Consider the following 21,546-nt stretch of genomic DNA (forward strand, 5'->3'; position numbering starts at 1 on the left):
ATGAGAGGTAGCGACAGAGTTTTTCCTTTTCGCTGTCAATGAAGTTATAGTACAACTTTATGATAGTGATTAGATTCAAAAAATCATTAGATCATTAAGAAATTGATGGTGCCAATGACGTAGGTGTTCACCTCTTCCCATTCCGAACAGAGCAGTTAAGCCCTACAGTGCTGATGGTACTGGGTTAACCCCCGGGAGAGTAAGTCGGCGCCACATTCATTAGATATAGAAGGTTAGTTAACACAAGATGTTGGCTAACCTTTTTTTGTATATCATAAAATGTGCAAATTGTACTATTTTATGTATAGATTATAATTTAAGTGTACTCATCAACTATTTTTTGTACTTATTGGTTCTTTGGATATCCAGCTTAACAGATCTATATACTTTAAAATGCTATACGGCTATTACTGCTAACTATGAAATTTTATTATTTACTCACTCAATTATTTCTTCCATTTTCACTATTCGCAATTCAGGAAGACTGTAAAGAAATCTCCAAAAAAGAGTATACAAAGGTAATATCTACTTTTCATGAATTACCTGAAGATATCTACAGTGTAAAAGCTAAAGAATTTACAGAGGTATACTGTATGAACAGTAAATCTGTACATGAGTTAGCTGCCATATTTAAATCAGATCATGAGCGTATAGAGTATTTATACCACGCATATGCTTATGTAGAGGATTGGTCAGATTTACATACAATGCATTTTCATTTCGAAGATAGCTTATACTTAGAACGATTTGTCTCTTTTGTACAAAGCTTTGAAAGTGACATGTCAAATATTTCAGAAGATTTAGCAAGAATAGAATCCGAAATGATCACCGATTATGTTTTGGAAGAAATACCAGAAGAACAGAGAGTAGTTTATGTGGATGGGTATAGAGGTAAAATTGGAGCAGATAAACCCATGAGTAATGATGTGTTTCAAAAGTTATTTAGAGACCTTCAAGTTCATGATATCCCTAAGGATAAAATAAACTTATTTGATAATAGAATTCAAAATCATGGTATTTCTGTGACACAGCTTCAAATCGTATTAAATTTATTCAGTTTTGAAACCGATAAAATGAAAGTTTTTAATACTTCATTAAGCTCAATATATGATTTAGATAATCTATATAAAGTTAAAGGTCAGTTTATCAATTTCTTTTATAAAAAAGAGATAGATGATATAACTAGTACTCAATTAGAGAGTTTGGCAACCGATGAAATCACAAAAGATGATCATGTAATTTATCAGAAGAACTAACTAATGGGAAGTGTGATTTGAAAGGTTTACGATAACAACACCTATAAGTATAAAAGCTATACCAATAATTGTTGGCCAATTCAGTGGTTCTTTATAGAAAAAATATCCGATAGTAGTAATGCAAATAATGCCAATACCAGACCACAAAGCATACGTGATTCCGATAGGAATACTTTTTACAGCTAACGATAAGAAATAAAAAGAAATACCATATCCAATCACTGTAATGACTGAGGGTATTAGTTTAGTAAATCCTTCTGATGCTTTTAGTGTTGATGTAGCGATAATTTCAGAGATAATCGCAATAAAAAGAAATAACCAATGCATAATGCTAAAAGTAAAAAAGACTAGAACCTTCTCCAGTTCTAGCCTTTATAAATTTATTTTTTCTTGTTCTTATCTTTGTTGGCTAATTGGCCGCAGGCAGCATCAATATCTTTACCACGGCTTCTTCTAATATGAACGTTAACACCTTTTTTAGAAAGGTAGTCAGCGAATTTCTGAATTTTATCAACTTTAGCATTTAAGAAATCTGCTTCAGAAATAGGGTTGTATTCTATTATATTGACCTTAGATGGTAAGTGTTTTGTGAATTGATACAACTCTTCAGCATCTTGAATTGAATCATTGAAATTATTAAAAACAATGTATTCGTAAGTAACTGGACTTTTAGTTTTACTAAAGAAATACTTTAATGCATCACGCAGAACGTTAAGATTATTTTGCTCATTGATAGGCATAATCTTGTTTCTCTTCTCATCATTTGCTGCGTGTAGAGACAAGGCTAGGTTGAATTTTACATTGTCATCACCAAGCTTTTTAATCATTTTAGCAACACCTGCAGTAGAAACTGTGATACGTTTAGCAGACATACCTAATCCATTAGGAGAAGTAATTTTCTCTACTGATTCTAGAACATTTTTGTAGTTTAATAGAGGTTCTCCCATACCCATGTATACAATGTTGGATAACCCAGTATTAAAGTTCTCCATTGCTTGTTCATTGATAGCAACTACTTGATCATAGATTTCAGCGGCATCTAAGTTTCTCTTACGATCCATGTATCCTGTAGCACAGAAAGAGCATGTTAAAGAACAGCCAACTTGTGATGAAATACAAGCTGTCATTCTTGGTTCAGCAGGGATAAGTACACCTTCTACTAAATGCTTATCATGTAATTGAAAAGCAGATTTAATCGTACCATCACTACTTTTTTGTGCTTTGAAGGTTGAAATTGGCAGGATCTCAAAGTTCTCACTTAGAAGTTCTCTAGTTTTCTTTGAGAGGTTGGTCATTTCATCAAAAGATTTTACAGAGCTTTTCCATAGCCAATCCTGGATTTGCTTTGCTCTAAAACCCTTTTCACCATTTTCAGTAAGGAAATCCTTTATTTGATCAGGAGTCATTTTACGGATATCCTTTTTCTTCGTTTTAATCATGGATGTATATATATACTAATTGTTTTCTTAATGCAAATATAACTTTTTGATTTAGAGAGTAAAAAGCCCGAACCTCAATGCGAAGTTCGGGCTTTTCAATGAAAATTAGAAAAACTGTTAAGTTTTAGAAAGGAATTACTCCATTGCTTCTAACTTTTTGTTTACAGCTTCTAATTTGTCATTTTCTTTTGTCATATAGTAGATTCTAGAAAGAAGTACTAAGTATTTGCTTTCGTCTGGAGCAAGTTCAGAAACTTTCTCAGCGTATGGAGCAGCTAACTTAGAGTATTCTAACATTTTAGCATCTAATTCTTTTGCTTTTGCAGGATCAGCATAGTTCATACCTTTCATTGGTAAGTCTTGCTTCTCTTTGTTATAAGCAGCAGCTCTGTTGTAATATAAAGCACCTAAGTTGAATAAACCATTCTTGCTCTCAGGATTGATATCAATTACTTTTTTGTATTGAGCAACAGCCATTTCGAAGTATTCTTCAGCTTTTGCAGACTCTTCAGACTCACGAGCTTTTTCAGCAGCTTGATCATAAAGAACTGCTAAGTTGAAGTTCATACCTTCGTCGTTTGGAGTTTCCGCTAAAGCAGATTTAACAGAAGCGATTGCATCATCTAATTTGTTAAGCTTCACATAGTAAGCAACCATTTGTGAAGTTAAAGTAGGGTTACCAGGGTTGTTTTTAGCACCCTCGATAGCGATTTCTAAACATTTCTCGTAAGCAACGTTTGCTTGAGCTGTTAATTCTTCAACTTCTTTGTTTGCTGCGTCTAAAGTAGTTTGAGCTTTTGTGATCTCAGCAGTAGCTTCTTCTACTTCTTTTTGAGCAGTTGCTGCTTTTTGACGAGCAGAACCATATTTACGTCCACCACCTTTAGTGTAGTACTCATAACGTTCTTGAGATTGCTCTTTTTGTTTAGTAGCTTTCTCAATAGTACCTTCAGCATCTCTGATTTCATACTTTAACTCGTCGATACGCTCTTCAGCAGGACCAGCTGTTTCAGAAGCATAACGAAGTAATGAATAGTACTGTTGTGGATCGTGGTAGTTCATTGCGAACAACTTCTCGATAAACATCATAGTAGTTTCACGGATAGCAGCAGCCTCTTCGTCAGCAGCTTCCTCTTCAGCCATAGCAGCAGCATAGAAACCATATTTACCTGTAGTTGTATCCGCCTTTACTCTAAGAGCAAGTTCGAAGTTCTCCATTGCCTTAGGATAATCATTTTCATTGAATGCTTCAGCTCCAATGTTAAAGAAGTGACCCCAAAGATCATCAACTTTTGAAGGTTTGATTTGACCAGTTGCCAAGTCAGCACCTTGATTTTCCCAAATTGCTTTATAAGAAGCAGATGCTTTACCTGATTCTTCTTGTCTTGTTTTGATTTCGTTGTAAGCTTCCATTGCCTTGTCGATATCGGCTGGAATCTCGTCTACACTTGTTTCAGGATTGATTGCGATTGCAGAGTAAATATCACCTTGAACTTCAAGAGTTTTTTCTTTTACTACAACTGGCTTACCTTTCGACTCCAGTTTGTATTTCTCATAGCCAACGGCATTTTCAATTTCAGTTTTTGCTTGCTCAATCTCACCTTTAGTTAAATAAGCTGCAGCTTTAGTAGCAGAACCTTTTTCTTGCGCCAGAGCACCCGATGATAGAGCTGCTGATACAGCAAGAACTGTAATGACCTTTGTGAATTTCATAGAAATATTATATGTTATATAGCTTAGAATACAATAATTTATTCCTCAACACGCAAACATACTATATTCAGTTTATATTTTTGATGATGTGGAGCATAAATTTTGCATCTCTACATCTTGTCTAACGTTTCTTCTACGTCCTTTAGTTCTTTAGTTCTATTTAATAAAAGCAAAGCATTGTATTTAGTTGTTAATGACTCCTTGTCTTCTTTGTTTAATCGCGATGCTTCAGAGGCGTTTTTGACAGTTAATTCCAGGTAAAACTTTGATTCTTTTCTTAAATCAGATTTGTGTACATTTTTATATTCTGGCTTCTTTTTATTGTTGTTCCAGTTCATTAAAATTTTTTGAAGTTTTATTGCTTCATTAAACTGTACTTGGCTGAGACTCATATAGGCATCAAATCGAGTGGGGCTGATATTGGCTGCTCTAACATAGTAAAATATTGCTTTTTTATGATCTTGAACAGCTTCACTGAGCATACCTGCAGTCATTAATGTGCGTTCATCAAAAGGATATTTTTTTAGAATCGGATCAATTAAGTCGATGGCTTTATTGAACCACTTATTTCTAACACAAATACCAATTCCTCTATAAGTCAATTTATAGTTTACAGGATGTTTTGCTAATCCATTTTCGACTTCTTCAATAGCTTTCTGAGGAGCTTTTAGTTGTTCATAGTATAAAGACCTACTTTCATAAACATTGATACTGTCATAATTCAAATCAAGTAACATATTAGAATATTCTAGTGCTTTATCATAGTTGTTACATAACTCATTGGCAATCATGCCATATCTACAATTGATTGGGTCATCACTGTTTACTAATAAAGCTTGATCAAAATAGAATGCAGCCCCTTGAAAGTTCTGGGTGATAAATTGATTGGCACCTGCAGTAATAAGGTTATCATAAAAGCGATCAAGCTCTGCTTTCGTGAATTGATTAAATATCTCTCCAATATCCGTTTTCTGAAGAATTAGATTATAATTGTTGATCGTTTCAGTGACATATTCAGAGCATACACCAAAATTATCAGTTTCACTACAAGTGGGTTCCAAAGCTAAAATACCATACGATTTGGCCACTAAAGTAATCGCTTCTAATTCTCCTTCTCTAGTGAGTGTAGCTTGTTGTAGGGAGTCAAGATAGCGTAATGCATCATGGCATCGATTCTCATTTATAGAAATACGAGCTAATTTAAGATACTTCTCCTGCCATGTAATCGATTGGGCTTGAGTATACGAATTGTAGACACAAAGGATAAGTACTGAATATATAAATAGACTTCGAATGCTCATATATAAGATGTTTACCTAACGAATATACAGTAATCAAGAAATAAAAAAAAGGCAACTGAATTTCAGTTGCCTTCAATATATCATTCAATGAAAATTATTCTTCAGAAGTGTTATCCTCTGTTGAATCAGTATTTTCAGTGTTTTGATCGTTACTGTCTTCTGGAGTCGATCCTTCAGCAGAGTTTTCAGTAGCTTCAATATCTACTTCATCATCTTCTAAAATAGGAACAATCTCAACTGATGAAATTTCATCACCATCATTTAAGCGGATAGCTTTTACACCTTGAGTGGCTCTACCCATAATTCTGAAGTTAGAAACAGCGGTTCTAATTGTAATACCATCTTTAGTGATTACAATTAAGTCGTCAGTTTCTTCTACAGAGAATAGTGATGTTAACTTACCAGTTTTATCTGTTACCTGCATAGCTTTCAGACCTTTACCACCACGGTTCGTTCTTCTTGGATATTCTTCCAATTCAGTACGTTTACCATAGCCGTTTTCAGAAATTACCATTAGAGATTTAGTCTCCAACTCTTCCTGAGAAATACAAGCCATACCTACAACACAGTCATCAGCACCTTTTAATTCGATACCTTTAACACCTGTTGCACCTCTACCCATAGAACGAACATTGTCCTCGTTGAAACGAGTTGCCATACCCATTCTTGTAGCGATAACTACATCGTTTTGACCATCAGTCAACATTACGTTGAATAATTTATCACCTTCATTGATGTTGATAGCATTGATACCGTCCTTACGAGGTCTTGAATAGGCTTCAAGAACTGTTTTCTTAACGATACCTCTTTCAGTTAACATCATCAAGTAATGATTATTGATATAATCTTGATCATTTAGGTTCTTAGTACAGATTACAGCCTGTACTTTTTCACCTTCTCTGATGTTCAGTAGGTTTTGTAATGGTCTACCTTTTGCAGTTTTAGATCCTTCAGGTAAACGGAATACTTTCTGCCAGTATACTCTACCTAAGTTAGTAAATAACAATAAGTAGTTATGGTTACTAGCAACAAACATATGTTCAGTGAAGTCGTTGTCTTTTGTTGTTGCACCTCTCGATCCAACACCACCACGACCTTGTGATTTATATTCGTTTAATGGTGTACGTTTGATATAACCTTCATGAGAAATAGTAATCACCATTTCTTTATCTTCGATTAAATCTTCAATATCAAGATCATCAGCATTGTAAACAATCTTAGATCTTCTTTCGTCACCGTATTTATCTTTTAGCTCAGCCAAGTCTGTCTTGATGATACCCATCTGACGTTCTCTTCTAGCTAAGATATCTCTTAAGTCTTCAACTAAAGCAACAACTTCTTTGTGTTCTTCAGTGATTTTTTCTCTTTCAAGACCTGTTAAACGTTGAAGACGCATGTCAAGAATTGCTTTCGCTTGAATTTCACTGAATTCAAACTGATCAATCAATCCTGCTTTTGCGATTTCAGCATCTTTCGAACCACGAATTAAAGCAATAACTTCATCTAAGTTATCTAACGCTTTTAAGTATCCTTCTAAGATGTGAAGTCTACGTTCAGCTTCATTTAATTCGAATTGAGTTCTTCTCATGATAACCTCATGACGGTGATCTACATAGTGTCTGATCAAGTCATGAAGGTTTAAAGTTCTTGGTCTACCTTTTACAAGGGCAATGTTATTAACACTGAAAGAACTTTGAAGTGCTGTTTGCTTGAATAAGTGGTTAAGTACTACATCAGGCACTGCATCTTTCTTTAATTCATAAACGATTCTGATACCATTTTTATCAGACTCATCACGAATTGCAGAAATACCTTCGATTTTCTTATCATTTACAAGGTCGGCAGTCTTTTCGATCATATTTGCCTTGTTGACCATGTAAGGGATTTCCGTTACAACAATTTGCTCACGTCCAGAAGAAGTTTGCTCAAAGTCAGTAACTGCACGCATTACAACACGTCCACGACCTGTTTCTAATGCTTTTTTTACACCATCGTATCCATAAATGATACCTCCTGTAGGGAAGTCAGGACCTTTTACGATCTCTGTTAGTTGTTCAATTTGGATATCAGGATTTTCAATATATGCAATAATGGCATCACACACTTCATTCATGTTGTGAGGAGCCATATTTGTCGCCATACCTACTGCAATACCAGAAGAACCGTTAAGAAGTAAGTTTGGAATTCTTGCTGGCAATACTGATGGTTCTTTTAATGAATCATCAAAGTTTGGTTCAAAGTCTACTGTATCTTTTTTGATATCAGAAAGCATTTCACCAGCGATCTCTTTCATACGAGCCTCAGTATAACGCATCGCTGCAGGAGAATCACCGTCAATTGAACCAAAGTTACCTTGCCCATCAACAAGCATGTATCGTAATGACCATGGTTGAGCCATTCTAACCATTGTGTCATATACTGAAGAATCACCATGAGGGTGGTATTTACCAAGTACCTCACCAACAATTCTTGCTGATTTTTTGTACGATCTGTTATAGCTTAACCCAAGTTCTGCCATTCCGTACAAAACACGCCTGTGAACAGGCTTAAGACCGTCTCTAACATCAGGAAGCGCTCTTGAAACAATCACCGACATTGAATAATCAATGTAGGCACTTTTCATTTCATCCTCGATGTTAATAGAGATGATATTTTCGTCTGCCATATATTATTATTGATATGTTTTTCAACCCAAGAAAAAAGAAGAATTACTCATCTTTTCCCAACTATGCAAGATACAAAAAACATGCTTTAAATAAAGGAAAAAATGACTCTAATTTCTATCGTTTAAAGCGAATTGCACCACTTTTTCCGAGAGTTGATCGAATACTCAATTCTCTCTTCTTTTTTCCTGCTTTTATTTGAATCGCCATAGTGTTTGGAGGGTCGTCTCCAAGGTTATGTGCGTAAAGAATTAATACGTTTTCTTTTCCTGGTTCGTACCTTATTTTCAGCTTTTTCTTTTTGGCTGTAAGTTCATATTCTTCAATAATATGTTCTCCATTCCAGAAAAGCGATACAATGTCACCATCCACAGTTTTATTATCCCAAATGGCAAGAGAAACTTCATATGTAGTAATATAAATGGATGATTGAACTTCAGTTGGTCTATCTTCATAAATTACCTTCTCCGGAACCTCCACTTTTGGAGTATCAACGACAGCTACGATAACTTCTTCTTTGACTTCTTCAACTTTTTCCTCTACTATAACTTCCTCAGGTTCTTCTACTTCTTCCTGTTTCTCTTTAGGAACATGTACTAAAGAGACGTCGTCAATGTAGACATAGCATTGAGGGTCTACATCATAGTTGATGTATTTTAAATCGGTATGTGTATCATCTAAGAAATTACCTAATGTGAGGTATTTATAATTGTCTTCTGCTACAAAAGTAAATTGTACTTCAGTCCATTCAGTGGTATAAAAAATTTCTTTGATTTGGAATTGAGGTGTTACTGATAAAGGTTCGAAAAGATTTTGCTTAATCTTGTGCACTGAAAAATAGGCACCCAAACCGTTAGTAGCAATACTACCAAAGGCGACATGATTTCCATTTTTGATATAGGCTGAAAAAGTATATGCTTCTCCTTTTTTCAAAGGGTGAGTGAATCTAACAGAAGCGTACTCTCTGTAATTCTTAACTCTTTGCATATAAGAAATAAGTCCCAGAACAGATTTACCGGTTCTAGGTTCAAAAGTATCTTTAATACCTTTTAATGGTTGTTTTTCATTTATAAATAAATGATCTGGAGTACCATATAAGGTTTTAGGTTGGGTATGATTGGCATTAAACCAATCGTCGATATTATCTAGATATGCGTGTCCTCTAGTTTCTTCTACGATGTTTTCAAAACTTGGATTTGGTATTAAGTTTTGAGCTAAAATGGATTTAAAAGGAAGTATTATAAAGAATCCTCCAAGAACGATTTGTTTGATGTATTTAGCAGTCATTTTTCCCTATCTCAGTAAAAAACTGTGTAAAGATAGGGAAATAAACTTAAGCTCTTACAACAGAATATTCTCCTTCTTCATGGATAGTCATCTTTCTGGAAATTTCTCCTGTAGCTAACTGTAATGTAAGAATATAATTACCTACAGCTAATAATGACAAATCAATTGAATTTGTAGGATTTGCAGCTAAAACTCTAGTTCCATTCATCATATCAGTAACGAATACCTTTATGATTTTGTCTCTTACTTCATCAAAAGTATTTAAGTTATTTTGGGCGATTGGTGATTCGATACAGATTACTTGTTTCTCATCATTACTCAGTTCTATGTTCGTTCCAAATAATGCAGAAGTAATCAATAAAGATGCTAATCGGTCAGTCGTTAATTTCATGGCGGTAATCATAGTTAGTATAAAGATTAAGCTGTAAACAAAATTTAATAATCTTTTATACGGGTAAAACTTCTAGTAGATACATAAATATACAAAAACGATCCTTAGAAAGCTGATTTTCACCAAATAGTGATGTTTTTCATTATAATATGAAAACAGTAAATAAAAAAAGAGGAGAACTTTTACGTTCTCCTCCACCTGATGTCTTATGCTATTTCAGAAGTTTTTATTCTTCCGGCTTTTCTTCTTGTGTAGATTTTTTCTTGATAGAAACTGTTAGCTCTTCTCCTTTTCCAGAGTAATCAGCAACAATTGTATCACCATCTTCGATATCTCCACTTAGGATTGCTTCAGCCATTGGGTCCTCCAAATATTTCTGGATTGCTCTATTCAATGGACGAGCACCGTATTGTGGATCATATCCTTTTTCTGATAAGAAATCCTTAGCTTTCTTAGTGATTTCAATACCATAACCCATTGCATATATTCTTTCGAATAATTTAGAAAGAGAGATATCGATAATTTGGTGGATATGCTCTTTTTCTAATGAGTTGAAGATGATAACATCATCAAGACGGTTCAAGAATTCTGGAGCGAAGGCTTTCTTCAATGCTTTTTGAATAGTTGCCTGCATTTCAGCATCTTGATTATCTAATTTTGTTTGAGTACTGAAACCAATACCTGTACCAAAATCTTTAAGGTCACGAACACCAATATTTGATGTCATGATGATTACCGTATTTCTAAAGTCAACACGTCTACCAAGACCGTCTGTTAAGATACCGTCATCAAGTACTTGTAAAAGTAAGTTGAAAACGTCTGGGTGAGCTTTTTCAATCTCATCCAATAAAATAACAGAATAAGGTTTACGTCTGATTTTCTCAGTTAATTGACCACCTTCTTCGTAACCAACGTAGCCCGGAGGCGCTCCAACTAAACGAGATACAGAGAATTTCTCCATATATTCAGACATATCGATTCTTACTAGAGAATCTTCTTTGTCAAATAGGTGAGTAGCTAGAACTTTAGTAAGTTCGGTTTTACCCACACCAGTTGGGCCTAAGAAGATAAACGAACCGATTGGTTTCTTAGGATCTTTAAGACCAACACGAGTACGACGAATAGCTTTTGCAAGTTTTTCGATCGCAGCATCCTGACCAATAACTTTACCTTGTAAATCGTCTGCCATTTTCATCAGTTTCTTACCTTCTGATTGAGCAACTCGGTTTACAGGAATACCAGTCATCATGGCTACTACTGCAGCTACATCATCCTCGGTTACTGGGTAGATTGTTTCATTAGTTTCTTTTTCCCACTGCTCTTTAGCAGTATCTAAATCTTCTAATAACTTCTTCTCAGTATCGCGAAGCTTGGCAGCCTCTTCGTACTTTTGTCTTTTGACAACTTTATTTTTTTCTTCCTTAATGTCCTCAATTTGTGCTTCTAACTTCACAATATTATCAGGAACATGGATATTATTGATGTGAACTCTTGCACCTACTTCGTCAAGAACATCAATAGCTTTATCTGGAAGGAAACGGTCACTGATATAACGATCAGAGAATTTAACACAAGCAGCTAATGCATCTTCAGAATAATCTACATGATGGTGTTGCTCATATTTTCCTTTGATGTTGTTCAGAATCTCTATCGTTTCTTCAGGTGTAGTAGGATCTACCATTACCATTTGGAAACGACGAGCTAATGCACCGTCTTTTTCAATATACTGTCTATACTCATCAAGAGTAGTAGCACCAATACATTGTATATCGCCACGCGCTAAAGCTGGCTTAAACATGTTGGAAGCATCTAATGAGCCTGAAGCACCACCAGCACCAACAATAGTATGAATCTCATCAATGAAAAGAATCACTTCTGGAGCTTTTTCAAGCTCGTTCATGACTGCTTTCATTCTTTCTTCGAACTGTCCTCTATACTTTGTTCCTGCTACTAAAGAAGCTAAGTCCAATGTAACAACACGTTTTCCGAAAAGAACTCGAGATACTTTTTTCTGTACAATACGCAATGCTAAACCTTCGGCTATAGCTGTTTTACCAACACCTGGCTCACCAATAAGGATAGGATTGTTTTTCTTTCTTCTAGAAAGCACCTGCGCTACGCGCTCGATTTCTTTGTCACGCCCAACAATTGGGTCCAACTTGCCTTCTTCTGCATAGCTAGTCAGATCACGACCGAAGTTATCTAAAACTGGGGTTTTAGATTTTTCTGTACTCTTTGATGACTCTGGGCGAGAGCTCCATGATCCACTGCCTTTCGCTTGTGGATCATCATCGTCTGTGCTCGACGATGCCTTTGGGTTTTGGTTTTCTCCTTGGAATTCGATCATTTCTTTGACTACATCATAGTTTACATCATAACGCTGTAATATTTGTGTGGCCAAATTATCTTCATCTCTTAATATTGACAGTAATAAGTGTTCTGTTCCTATTAGGCTTGATTTGAAGATTTTTGCCTCTAAGTATGTTATTTTGAGCGTTTTTTCTGATTGTCTCGTTAGTGGGATGTTAGCGAGATTCTTTACGTTGAAATTCGCAGTACTCTTAGTTGACTGTTCGATTGCATCTTTTAAGTCATTAAGGTTTACGTTCAACTTTTTAAGTAAAGTAATCGCATATCCCTCACCTTCACGGATCATACCAAGCAACAGGTGTTCTGTCCCGATGTAATCGTGTCCAAGGCGTAAGGCTTCTTCTCGGCTAAGCGAGATGACCTCTTTTACTCTGTTAGAAAATTTTGCCTCCATGGTTAGGGAATTTTAAATTATCATTATTCTAATGTAGAAATAATAAGATACAGAATTCAAAGCTAATTCAGAAATAAGGAGACTTAAATCTTAAATATTGATTATGGATTAATCGTAGTGTTTGTGAATTCTGTTATTTAAAATAAAGCATATATTTTCTATTAAACAATATTAACGCTCGATTAATTTACTAGAATTTGATTTTAATATGTGCAGGGCATTAGGACCTTCACAAAAAAGTAAATCTAAAATACTGAGGTTTTGGTCGAATTGTTCACCAAATACTTGAATATAGGCTTGCTGCTTAGTAAAAGTAGGAGAATCTGTTTTTGTGATTTTATTTCTTAAGTCTAAGATCTCATCACTAGTTTCTTTTTCGAAGGTTTTAGTGATCTCTATTTCGGTCTTAATTCCTAACAGTTTTGTGATCGATGCGAGTAAGTTCATGTTTAATTCAAAAAGCGTATCTACTTTTTTCGTTAAGACATTCTTAATTTCTTCTTCATAATATTCAAAATATGGAGATCTTCCATACGCTGTTACAATACTTCTCCAGTGTTTTATTGCGAAATTATCTTTATGATCAATTTTCACTTTTCTAAGAGGGCGTCCTTTATTGGCACCTTCTACTGGTACAGTTAATCGATCTACCTTTTGAGCAGTTTTTATGAAACAACGGTTTCGGAAACTTTGCTTTTGAAAGTTTTCGAACTTTTCAATGTATACTTTATCTGCTTTTGCGATAACGGTAAAATACTCTAGGTTAGGGAAGTAGTGTAAATCAATTAAAACCTGCATAGTGATGAAGAATAAAAAGGGCGTTACAATTATTATAACGCCCAATAAAATATTTTTTACTTGAAGCGGAACTTTAGGTAATGAACAGTATGTCCTAGTTCTGTGAATTGTTTTTCATAACGAGTCACAATACCATGATGTTCTTCCAATAAATCAGACTCGTAAAGGTCGAATGTTACTGCCTCAAGGTTTACCTTTTCTGAGACCAACGTTTCCACTGTATACTCAAATAGTGGTTTACTATCTGTTTTGAAACGTACTTGTCCTCCTTCTTTTAGTAGGTTCTTATACATATTTAGGAAACGAGGGTGTGTCATACGACGTTTAGCATCTCTATCTTTTGGACGAGGATCAGGGTGGATAATCCAAATTTCATCCACTTCTCCTTGTTCAAAATATTGTTCAAGGTTTTGGATATGGATTCTTAAAAATGCAGCATTTGTCAGACCTTTTTCGTCTACAACATTACCACCTTTCCATATTCTATCACCTTTGATATCTACACCGATAAAATTCTTGTCTGGGTATACCTGAGCAAGACCTGTAGTGTACTCTCCACGACCACAAGCTAGTTCAAGTACTACAGGATTATCATTCTTAAATACTTCTTTTCTCCAGTTACCTTTGATGTTATCATATAAAGGTTTTCCTGGTTCTATGATATAGTCTCGCGTTTCATTAATTGCGAACTTTTTTAATTTATGACGACCCATTTATCTAAAATTTTGTTTTTCAGTCTGCAAACATACAAAATCCCCTCAGAGCTTAGGTAATTTGTGATAGGGGTGATGGGTAATTATTGGGAAATATTCGGTTTTTTGTTGTATTTTCAATCCCAAATTGTGATTAACTGATATACTAACCCAACAGTTTTACCTGATTTGGTTAATCACCTTAACGTAAAATACGCCACAATTTAACTTATATGGCAAAAGTAATTTCTTTCGCAACCCAAAAAGGGGGCGTTGGTAAAAGTACGCTGCTTATGCTTACAGCTTCAGCGGTACACAATAGGACAAATAAGAAAGTTTTAGTGATCGATTGTGATCCACAAAAATCAGTAAAAGATATATTTACAACAGAAGGAGCTGACAAGGAGCAATCTTATGATGTTATTTCTTTCAATTGGAAACAGCCAAGGGCAGAAGAAAACTTTGATAAGACTTTAGCTTTAGCAGAGAAAAAATATGATGCTATTTTCCTAGATGTTCCCGGTAGAATTGAAGGTAAAGAGATTTATTTTTCAGTCTTGGTTTCTGATGTTGTGGTTGTACCTGTAGTGGCAAGTGTATTAGATATGAGAGCCACGATTCGTTTCTTGAAAACATTACCTATGATCAAAGAAATGAAAGAAAAGCAGGGATATAAATTTGATGTGTATGGTATTGTGAATAAAAAAGACCAAACAGTAGAACATCAAAAACTAAAAGAATTATCTGGAATAGGAGGAATGGAATTTTTCTATTCACCTATATCTAATTTAGTAAGATACAAAAGAGGTATTTCGACAGTATACGATATTACAGATCCAACATTGAAGGATGATGAGTTTAATCAATATTTTGATGAGTTCTGTACGAAATGTCTATTTTAAAAAAAGCCTCAGTGATATACTATCACTGAGGCTTTTTTTACCAATTTTTATAGGGGTTTTGCATTAGCAAAGCATTGTAATACTTTGTATCTCCTGTAACTTCTTTACCAAGCCAATCAGGTTTTATAAAATGCTCGTCTGTAGAAGAGAGTTCAATTTCAGCAACGGTAAGACCCTCATTATCTCCAGAAAATACATCTACCTCATAAGTATGATTATTGACTGATACATCATAACGTATTTTGTCAATTACACCACCTTCACAAAGCTTTAATAATTCGTTTACCTCTTCGACTGGAATTTCTTTTTCCCATTCATATCTGGATAAACCTTCATTATCAGATTTTCCTTTAATAGTAATAAAGCCCTTATCGCCTTTTATTCTTACTCGAACAGTTTTGTTTTCATCGCTATGGATATACCCTTGAACAATTCTGTTAGACTGATCTGCGATACTTGGATCAAAATTGTTGACTAAAAACTTTCTTTCTATTTCTAATGCCATGTGTGTATTATTCTAATCCTGCTGCTTTGAATGCATTTTGAAGATCATCAATCAAATCATCTAAGTCTTCAATACCAACAGAAATTCTAATGAATCCATCATCAATACCAAGTTCTTTTCTTGTTTCTGCAGGAATAGAAGCATGTGTCATGATTGCAGGATGTTCAATTAAACTTTCAACACCACCAAGACTTTCGGCTAAAGTGAATAGCTTACAGTTGGATAAGAACACTTTTGTTTGTTCTAAATCAGCTTTTAATGTAACCGAAATCATTCCTCCGCCTTTTTTCATTTGCTTTTTAGCTAATGCAAAATCAGGGTGCGATGGAAGGTGAGGGTAATATACTTTTTCAACAAAAGGATGTTGTTCTAACCATTCAGCAATCTTTGAAGCATTTTCACAGTGTCTGTCCATTCTAACCCCAAGAGTTTTTAATCCTCTATTCACTAAGAAAGAATCAAATGGTCCTTGAACTGAACCTACTGCATTTTGAAGGAAAGTAAGCTTTTCTTCCAATTCTTCATTTTCACCGACAATTACAACACCGCCTACAACATCTGAATGTCCATTGATATATTTTGTTGCAGAGTGTGTTACTAGATCAAAACCAAGTTCTAATGGTCTTTGAAGATAAGGAGTGGCAAAAGTATTATCACAAACGGTAATGATATTATGAGATTTTGCTACTTCGGCTACTTTTTCTAAATCAACCAATCTAAGCATAGGGTTTGTAGGTGTTTCTGCCCATATCATCTTGGTATTTGATTTAATCTCAGATTTTAATGTATCAATATCATTGAGATCAATAAAAGAGAACTCTAGTTTAGAAGAAAACTTTCTTACTTTATCGAATAAACGGAACGTACCACCATATAAGTCGTTCATGGCGATAACATGTGATCCGCTTTCCAGCATATCTAAAATAGTTGCAGCTGCAGCAAGTCCACTAGCAAAAGCATATCCCTTTTTACCTCCTTCTAATGCTGCAACTGCATCTTCGTAAGCATACCTTGTTGGGTTATGAGAACGCGTATATTCAAAACCTTTATGTTCACCCGGAGCAGTTTGTGCATAGGTAGAAGTAGCATATATTGGGGGGATTACCGCACCTGTTGTAGGATCCGGTTCTTGTCCTGCATGAATTGCAGTAGTTGAGAAACCGTATTTTTTATTCTTTTCCATATTGTAATCTATTGCTTATCTTTCATCAAATTTAACCACAATCTTATATAAACCTATGACTTCAATGGGGTATTGTAGACATCTTTTGATTTTACTTTGTCTATTTTCTCTTATTAGCTGTGCTTCTTCTATGGAAAAGGAATGGAAAAACCTTGAAAAAAAGTATCTGAAAGATGGTGTACCAATGAAAGTATATCATGCAGCATTAGATACAATGGAAGTAAATTATTTATCTGTCAATGCACTAGACACTACATCTCATCTCACTTTTATTTTTATTCATGGTGCACCTGGAAGTGCAAATGACTTTGGGAAGTTTCTAAAAAATGATAGCATCCGTCATCTTGGAAGTGTTTTGTCTGTAGAGCGTTTAGGGTATGGTAGCGAGAAAGGACATGAAATAGATGATATTTCTTTACATGCAAAGAGTATACATGCAGTGATGGACGATTGGGATAAAATAAAAGGAAAGTCTCAAAGTTACATTTTAGTAGGGCATTCTTACGGAGGTCCAATAGCTGCTTATGCAAGTATTGGTGAGGAAAAAAGAGTGAATCACATTGCTTTGTTAGCTCCTGCTATGTCTGCTGAATTAGAGCCTATGAAATGGTATTCGAGGTGGGCCCAGAGTAAAGTGATTTATTCGATACTTCCTTCTTCATTTAAGGTGGCTACTGATGAGAAAGCACATCATGCTGCAGCTCTTAAGATAATTGAAAACGATTGGTCACAAATTGAAGTACCGACAACAATTGTACATGGTAAAAAAGATGGATTGGTTCCTTTTGCAAATATGGAATTTGTAGAAGAAAAGTGGAAAGCTCCATTAGAAACTCAAGTATTAGAGAAGAAAGGCCATATATTTCCTTTTACAGACCCTGAAATAGTAGTAGATTTATTGATCCAATTAGGAAATCGAACAGAGCTATAATTTTTTAAACCATATAATAAAGAACATCCCCCTTATGACCATCGAAGGAGAAAACCAAGAATTTCCCATGGAAGAACTTTCAGAAGAACAGTCTTCTCATGAGGAAGTAACAGATAAACCAAAAAAATCGAACTGGAAATATATTGTATTGGGAATATTGATTCTCCTAATAGGTACTTTTTTATGGTGGACAAGATCATTACCCACTACACCAATGTGGGTTACTTTACCAAGTAGTCCAGGAATTTTAATTGGTTCTGAAAATGTGTTGTCTTCATGGAAAGAAATTAGAGATTCTGAGTGGGATGAAAGTATTTCTGAAGCTTTAACTCCTGGTAAAAGGAAGGTGTATCAAAGTGCAGTAGGAGAAAATTCTTTTTTACACCTTTTGATGTCTGATTATCCCGCGATTTGTGGAATGTATCAAACAGAAAAAGAAGGGAAGGCTATAATTGGAGTAGTTAATTTAGGTTGGAAAGTAAAGCTGACTCACAACTTAAGGTTCATACTAGGGAAAAAATTCATTCTAGAATCACAGGTTTTTGGAGATCAGGTATTGGTTACAAGCTTAAAAAGAAATAATCATACATATGGATATTATTTCGTGTATAATAATCTCTTGGTTTTTACAACTCATCAATCATTAGCAAAAAGATCGATAGAATCTATTGAAGAGGGAGGAGAGTTAACAGATTTATCTGGCAAATCTTTTACAGAAGGAGCCTTGTTTGAAGTATGGGCACATCCATCTGCAGTTTACTCATTAATGGAAAGCTATTTTGTAGAACCGTTGGTTTCTATCAAAGGATTGGGTAAATTATTAGGCTATCAACATTGGGTGTGGAATAAAGAAGAGAAACAACTTAGAGCATCAATCACCACACAGCAAAAAGGATTTTCTTTAGAGTCCGTATGGTGGATGTGGTCAGGAACACAATCTTCGAAAGAATTGCTAACAGTAATACCTAAAGATGTAACTATGGCTTCTCAATGGGGACTATCCAATAAAATTAATGAAAGGAGAGCCGCCTTGAAAAGAGCAGGAGTAGCACCTTGGGAAGTGATAGAACAGCGTTTAAAGATTGATATCGCAAAGGATTTTGATAGTTGGCTAGGAGACGAAGCCGCTTGGGTGAAATTATTACCAAGTCAACTAAAAGGGAAAGATGGAGAGGTGATGTTACTTAAAACAGATAACCCTGCATTGGCCTCAGAAAAATTGAGAGATTTAAACGAATTGATTGAAAAACAAACTTTGGAGCGTTTTTCGGAGTTAAAGTATAGAGGGTTTGCCATTGGTTATTTAGGAATTGAAGACCTATTACCAAGAATTTATGGTGAAGCTTTCGATAGAATTAAAAGACCATATTACACTGTTTTAGGAAATGCAGTAGCCTTTTCGAATCATCCACTTTCATTAAAGCGATTAATTGATGCTAAGTTGGATAACAAAACTATTGATATCGATTCTAGAACCATTCCGAAATCTGCGATGTACTTCTGGGGACAAGGTGAGGCATTATATCAGGATTTGCCATTATGGATTGATCAAGAAGGATTGAAGTTGATGAGAAATAAAAAGACTTTAATGGGGAGTATTGTCAATTTTGAAGGCGTACTATCTCCACGATCTAAATTCAATGGAGCTTCATTTGTAACATTCCAATATGGTGATGAAAAGGAAGCTCAAATTACACTAGAACAATTAAAAAGGGAGCAGACCGCATTAGACGAGAAGAAAATATCAGCATACCTTGATGAGAAAGAAATGCCTCAACAAAAAGCATTTATGATTGCTGCACCAAAGGTGGCAGATGATAATAACATGATAAAATTTAAATAACCGAAAACCATAAAACACATGTCAGACAAAAAAAATAAAATCAACGAAGAAGAAGTAGAACGTATTAAAGAAGCGTTTCAGAAAAAAGATTGGTCAGAAATTAAGAGTGCCAACTCATGGGTAATCTTTAAAGTGATGGCCGAATTTGTAGATGGCTTTGATAAATTGGCGAAAATAGGTCCTTGTGTATCTATTTTTGGTTCAGCAAGAACAGCCCCTGATCATAAATATTACAAGATGGCCGAAGAAGTGGCCAAACTTTTAGTAGAACATGGGTATGGTGTAATTACAGGTGGTGGACCAGGAATTATGGAAGCAGGCAATAAAGGTGCTTTCGAAGCAAAAGGTAAGTCTGTAGGTTTAAATATCGAATTACCTTTTGAGCAAGATGGGAATCCATATATTGATAGAGATAAGCTGATTAACTTTGATTATTTCTTTGTTAGAAAAGTAATGTTTGTAAAATACTCACAGGGCTTTATTGTAATGCCTGGAGGATTGGGAACTTTAGATGAACTTTTCGAAGCTTATACTTTGATTCAAACTAAAAAAATAGGGAAGTTTCCAATTGTATTAGTTGGTAAAGAATATTGGCAGGGATTGCTTGATTGGATCAAATCTACGTTGCTAGAAAAAGAGAAAAATATTAGTGAAGGAGACTTGGATCTTATTCATCTAGTAGATACACCAAAAGAAGCTGTGAAAATAATTGAAGATTTTTACGGGAAGTATTTACTGTCTCCGAACTTCTAAAAGGATATTTTACCTTATATTTGGCACCTCAATCATACGATTGGGGTGTTTTTTTATATAAGATCGACGATTTAACCCATACTTTAACTTTAACAGGTAGATAATTTGTTAACTAATGCATTTATATTCAGATCTTAATAATAAATAACCCGACCTTTGTTGTTAAATCTATTTCCTTGTTTATCAAGCATGAAATCATATTTGTGGTTTATTTTAGGAGTAGTGTCAGCTGTTTTATTGACATATGCTCCACAATTTATTTCTCCTAAAAAAGAAATGGTTACTGAGAAAGTAATTGTTGCAGAAGGACATCAGCAAAGTTATGAAGTTGAAATGCCTTCTGAGTTTGAATTTTGTGGAGAGAAAGTACCCTTGGAAGATCCTGATGTTTACGAACGTTTTGATCGTGAATTGTATGTAAATTCTTATTGGCATTCACATACAATTTTGGTATTAAAGAGAGCACAAAGATGGTTACCAACATTAGAAAAGATATTAAAAGAAGAAGGTGTTCCTGACGATTTTAAATACTTGTGTATTATTGAAAGTGACTTGATGAGAACCGCAAGATCGGGAGCCGGAGCCTCAGGTTTCTGGCAGTTTATGTCGAGCACTGCAAGAGAATATGGTTTGAAGGTAACCAAAGAAGTAGATGAACGCTATCATGTAGAAAAAGCTACATATGCAGCTTGTGCATATCTTAAGAAGGCAAAGGAAAAATTGGGTTCTTGGACCCTTGCTGCAGCAGCTTATAACAGAGGAGTATCTGGTATTCAGAGAGGTCTTAGAGATCAGAAAGTAGAAAATTATTATGATCTTTTACTGAATGAGGAAACTTCAAGATATGTATTCCGTATCTTAGCGCTCAAAGAGATCATGATGTATCCTGAGAAATATGATTTTGAGCTATCGACGCATCAATTATATATGCCTCATGAACTTAGATCGATAAAAATAAAGAAAAGTATTCCTGACCTTGCTACCTTTGCAAAAGAACAGGGATATAACTATAAAATCCTTAAGAGATACAATCCGTGGTTAAGGTCAAATAAATTGACTGTTAAACATGGAGATACGTATATTATTACATTGCCGGTGAAGGCAAAGTAGTCTGAAAAGAGAATT

General features: G+C 34.9%; 18 protein-coding genes and 1 rRNA gene. 7 read left to right on the forward strand and 12 right to left on the reverse strand.

The genetic code is table 11. The features are described 5' to 3' along the window. Window positions 1-104 precede the first annotated feature (104 nt). Window positions 105-216 (forward strand): 5S ribosomal RNA (gene rrf / locus HGP29_RS26320). 203 nt (window positions 217-419) lie between these two features. Then, entirely contained in the window at window positions 420-1,256 is an 837-nt protein-coding gene (locus HGP29_RS26325) for a DUF4476 domain-containing protein (protein WP_168885460.1), read from the forward strand. Here the strand turns inward: HGP29_RS26325 and HGP29_RS26330 are convergent, their stop codons facing one another. The 10 genes from HGP29_RS26330 to trmB all read right to left on the reverse strand — a co-directional run bounded on the left by HGP29_RS26330 (window position 1,257) and on the right by trmB (window position 14,325). Then, entirely contained in the window at window positions 1,257-1,586 is a 330-nt protein-coding gene (locus tag HGP29_RS26330; protein ID WP_394354074.1) for a DMT family transporter, read from the reverse strand. Window positions 1,587-1,636: 50 nt separating this feature from the next. Continuing rightward, entirely contained in the window at window positions 1,637-2,695 is a 1,059-nt protein-coding gene (gene rlmN, locus HGP29_RS26335) for a 23S rRNA (adenine(2503)-C(2))-methyltransferase RlmN (protein ID WP_168885462.1), read from the reverse strand. 135 nt (window positions 2,696-2,830) lie between these two features. Further along, entirely contained in the window at window positions 2,831-4,408 is a 1,578-nt protein-coding gene (locus HGP29_RS26340; RefSeq protein WP_168885463.1) for a tetratricopeptide repeat protein, read from the reverse strand. Between the two features lie 110 nt (window positions 4,409-4,518). Beyond that, window positions 4,519-5,709 (reverse strand): tetratricopeptide repeat protein, encoded by a 1,191-nt coding sequence (locus HGP29_RS26345; protein WP_168885464.1) that lies wholly within the window; start codon window positions 5,707-5,709, stop codon window positions 4,519-4,521. Window positions 5,710-5,803: 94 nt separating this feature from the next. Beyond that, window positions 5,804-8,374, reverse strand: coding sequence for a DNA gyrase subunit A (gyrA, locus tag HGP29_RS26350; RefSeq protein WP_168885465.1), 2,571 nt, complete (start codon window positions 8,372-8,374; stop codon window positions 5,804-5,806). Between the two features lie 115 nt (window positions 8,375-8,489). Then, the gene (locus HGP29_RS26355) at window positions 8,490-9,659 is read right to left on the reverse strand and encodes a carbohydrate binding domain-containing protein (protein ID WP_168885466.1); all 1,170 of its coding nucleotides are present in this window, start codon (window positions 9,657-9,659) and stop codon (window positions 8,490-8,492) included. A 46-nt stretch (window positions 9,660-9,705) separates the two neighbouring features. Continuing rightward, on the reverse strand, window positions 9,706-10,050 hold the full coding sequence (locus HGP29_RS26360) for a hypothetical protein (protein WP_168885467.1): 345 nt from the start codon (window positions 10,048-10,050) through the stop codon (window positions 9,706-9,708). Window positions 10,051-10,276: 226 nt separating this feature from the next. Continuing rightward, entirely contained in the window at window positions 10,277-12,814 is a 2,538-nt protein-coding gene (locus HGP29_RS26365) for an ATP-dependent Clp protease ATP-binding subunit (protein WP_168885468.1), read from the reverse strand. Between the two features lie 171 nt (window positions 12,815-12,985). Next, window positions 12,986-13,612: a WbqC family protein gene (locus tag HGP29_RS26370; RefSeq protein ID WP_168885469.1), complete on the reverse strand. Its 627-nt coding sequence runs from the start codon at window positions 13,610-13,612 to the stop codon at window positions 12,986-12,988. Window positions 13,613-13,668: 56 nt separating this feature from the next. Beyond that, window positions 13,669-14,325, reverse strand: a complete 657-nt coding sequence (gene trmB, locus HGP29_RS26375) for a tRNA (guanosine(46)-N7)-methyltransferase TrmB (protein WP_168885470.1) — start codon at window positions 14,323-14,325, stop codon at window positions 13,669-13,671. A gap of 212 nt (window positions 14,326-14,537) precedes the next feature. Here trmB and HGP29_RS26380 point away from each other — a divergent pair, with 212 nt between their 5' ends. After that, a complete protein-coding gene (locus HGP29_RS26380) occupies window positions 14,538-15,206 on the forward strand; it encodes a ParA family protein (protein WP_168885471.1) in 669 nt (222 codons plus the stop codon). A 37-nt stretch (window positions 15,207-15,243) separates the two neighbouring features. On the opposite strand, the gene HGP29_RS26385 is transcribed toward HGP29_RS26380, so the two are convergent. Both HGP29_RS26385 and HGP29_RS26390 read right to left on the reverse strand, forming a co-directional pair. Next, window positions 15,244-15,711, reverse strand: coding sequence for a CYTH domain-containing protein (locus HGP29_RS26385; RefSeq protein WP_168885472.1), 468 nt, complete (start codon window positions 15,709-15,711; stop codon window positions 15,244-15,246). A 7-nt stretch (window positions 15,712-15,718) separates the two neighbouring features. Then, on the reverse strand, window positions 15,719-16,894 hold the full coding sequence (locus HGP29_RS26390) for a trans-sulfuration enzyme family protein (RefSeq protein WP_168885473.1): 1,176 nt from the start codon (window positions 16,892-16,894) through the stop codon (window positions 15,719-15,721). Window positions 16,895-17,024: 130 nt separating this feature from the next. Here HGP29_RS26390 and HGP29_RS26395 point away from each other — a divergent pair, with 130 nt between their 5' ends. The 4 genes from HGP29_RS26395 (at window position 17,025) to HGP29_RS26410 (ending at window position 21,531) form a co-directional block, all read left to right on the forward strand. Next, on the forward strand, window positions 17,025-17,825 hold the full coding sequence (locus HGP29_RS26395) for an alpha/beta fold hydrolase (RefSeq protein WP_168885474.1): 801 nt from the start codon (window positions 17,025-17,027) through the stop codon (window positions 17,823-17,825). Between the two features lie 34 nt (window positions 17,826-17,859). Further along, on the forward strand, window positions 17,860-19,668 hold the full coding sequence (locus HGP29_RS26400; protein WP_168885475.1) for a DUF3352 domain-containing protein: 1,809 nt from the start codon (window positions 17,860-17,862) through the stop codon (window positions 19,666-19,668). Between the two features lie 18 nt (window positions 19,669-19,686). Further along, window positions 19,687-20,421 carry an LOG family protein gene (locus tag HGP29_RS26405; protein ID WP_168885476.1) on the forward strand — a complete coding sequence of 245 codons (735 nt, stop codon included), beginning with the start codon at window positions 19,687-19,689 and terminating at the stop codon, window positions 20,419-20,421. A 189-nt stretch (window positions 20,422-20,610) separates the two neighbouring features. Next, entirely contained in the window at window positions 20,611-21,531 is a 921-nt protein-coding gene (locus HGP29_RS26410; RefSeq protein ID WP_168885477.1) for a lytic transglycosylase domain-containing protein, read from the forward strand. The last annotated feature ends 15 nt before the right edge of the window (window positions 21,532-21,546 follow it).

It is taken from the genome of Flammeovirga agarivorans (assembly GCF_012641475.1).
In the GTDB taxonomy this organism is placed as follows: domain Bacteria; phylum Bacteroidota; class Bacteroidia; order Cytophagales; family Flammeovirgaceae; genus Flammeovirga; species Flammeovirga agarivorans.

Excerpts from the sequence above, each read along its gene's own strand:
- HGP29_RS26325 (WP_168885460.1), top strand. The coding sequence starts at position 420 with ATGAAATTTTATTATTTACTCACTCAATTATTTCTTCCATTTTCACTA.
- rlmN (WP_168885462.1), bottom strand. The coding sequence starts at position 2,695 with ATGATTAAAACGAAGAAAAAGGATATCCGTAAAATGACTCCTGATCAA.
- HGP29_RS26340 (WP_168885463.1), bottom strand. The coding sequence starts at position 4,408 with ATGAAATTCACAAAGGTCATTACAGTTCTTGCTGTATCAGCAGCTCTA.
- HGP29_RS26345 (WP_168885464.1), bottom strand. The coding sequence starts at position 5,709 with ATGAGCATTCGAAGTCTATTTATATATTCAGTACTTATCCTTTGTGTC.
- gyrA (WP_168885465.1), bottom strand. The coding sequence starts at position 8,374 with ATGGCAGACGAAAATATCATCTCTATTAACATCGAGGATGAAATGAAA.
- HGP29_RS26355 (WP_168885466.1), bottom strand. The coding sequence starts at position 9,659 with ATGACTGCTAAATACATCAAACAAATCGTTCTTGGAGGATTCTTTATA.
- HGP29_RS26360 (WP_168885467.1), bottom strand. The coding sequence starts at position 10,050 with ATGAAATTAACGACTGACCGATTAGCATCTTTATTGATTACTTCTGCA.
- HGP29_RS26365 (WP_168885468.1), bottom strand. The coding sequence starts at position 12,814 with ATGGAGGCAAAATTTTCTAACAGAGTAAAAGAGGTCATCTCGCTTAGC.
- HGP29_RS26370 (WP_168885469.1), bottom strand. The coding sequence starts at position 13,612 with ATGCAGGTTTTAATTGATTTACACTACTTCCCTAACCTAGAGTATTTT.
- trmB (WP_168885470.1), bottom strand. The coding sequence starts at position 14,325 with ATGGGTCGTCATAAATTAAAAAAGTTCGCAATTAATGAAACGCGAGAC.
- HGP29_RS26380 (WP_168885471.1), top strand. The coding sequence starts at position 14,538 with ATGGCAAAAGTAATTTCTTTCGCAACCCAAAAAGGGGGCGTTGGTAAA.
- HGP29_RS26385 (WP_168885472.1), bottom strand. The coding sequence starts at position 15,711 with ATGGCATTAGAAATAGAAAGAAAGTTTTTAGTCAACAATTTTGATCCA.
- HGP29_RS26390 (WP_168885473.1), bottom strand. The coding sequence starts at position 16,894 with ATGGAAAAGAATAAAAAATACGGTTTCTCAACTACTGCAATTCATGCA.
- HGP29_RS26395 (WP_168885474.1), top strand. The coding sequence starts at position 17,025 with ATGGAAAAGGAATGGAAAAACCTTGAAAAAAAGTATCTGAAAGATGGT.
- HGP29_RS26400 (WP_168885475.1), top strand. The coding sequence starts at position 17,860 with ATGACCATCGAAGGAGAAAACCAAGAATTTCCCATGGAAGAACTTTCA.
- HGP29_RS26405 (WP_168885476.1), top strand. The coding sequence starts at position 19,687 with ATGTCAGACAAAAAAAATAAAATCAACGAAGAAGAAGTAGAACGTATT.
- HGP29_RS26410 (WP_168885477.1), top strand. The coding sequence starts at position 20,611 with ATGAAATCATATTTGTGGTTTATTTTAGGAGTAGTGTCAGCTGTTTTA.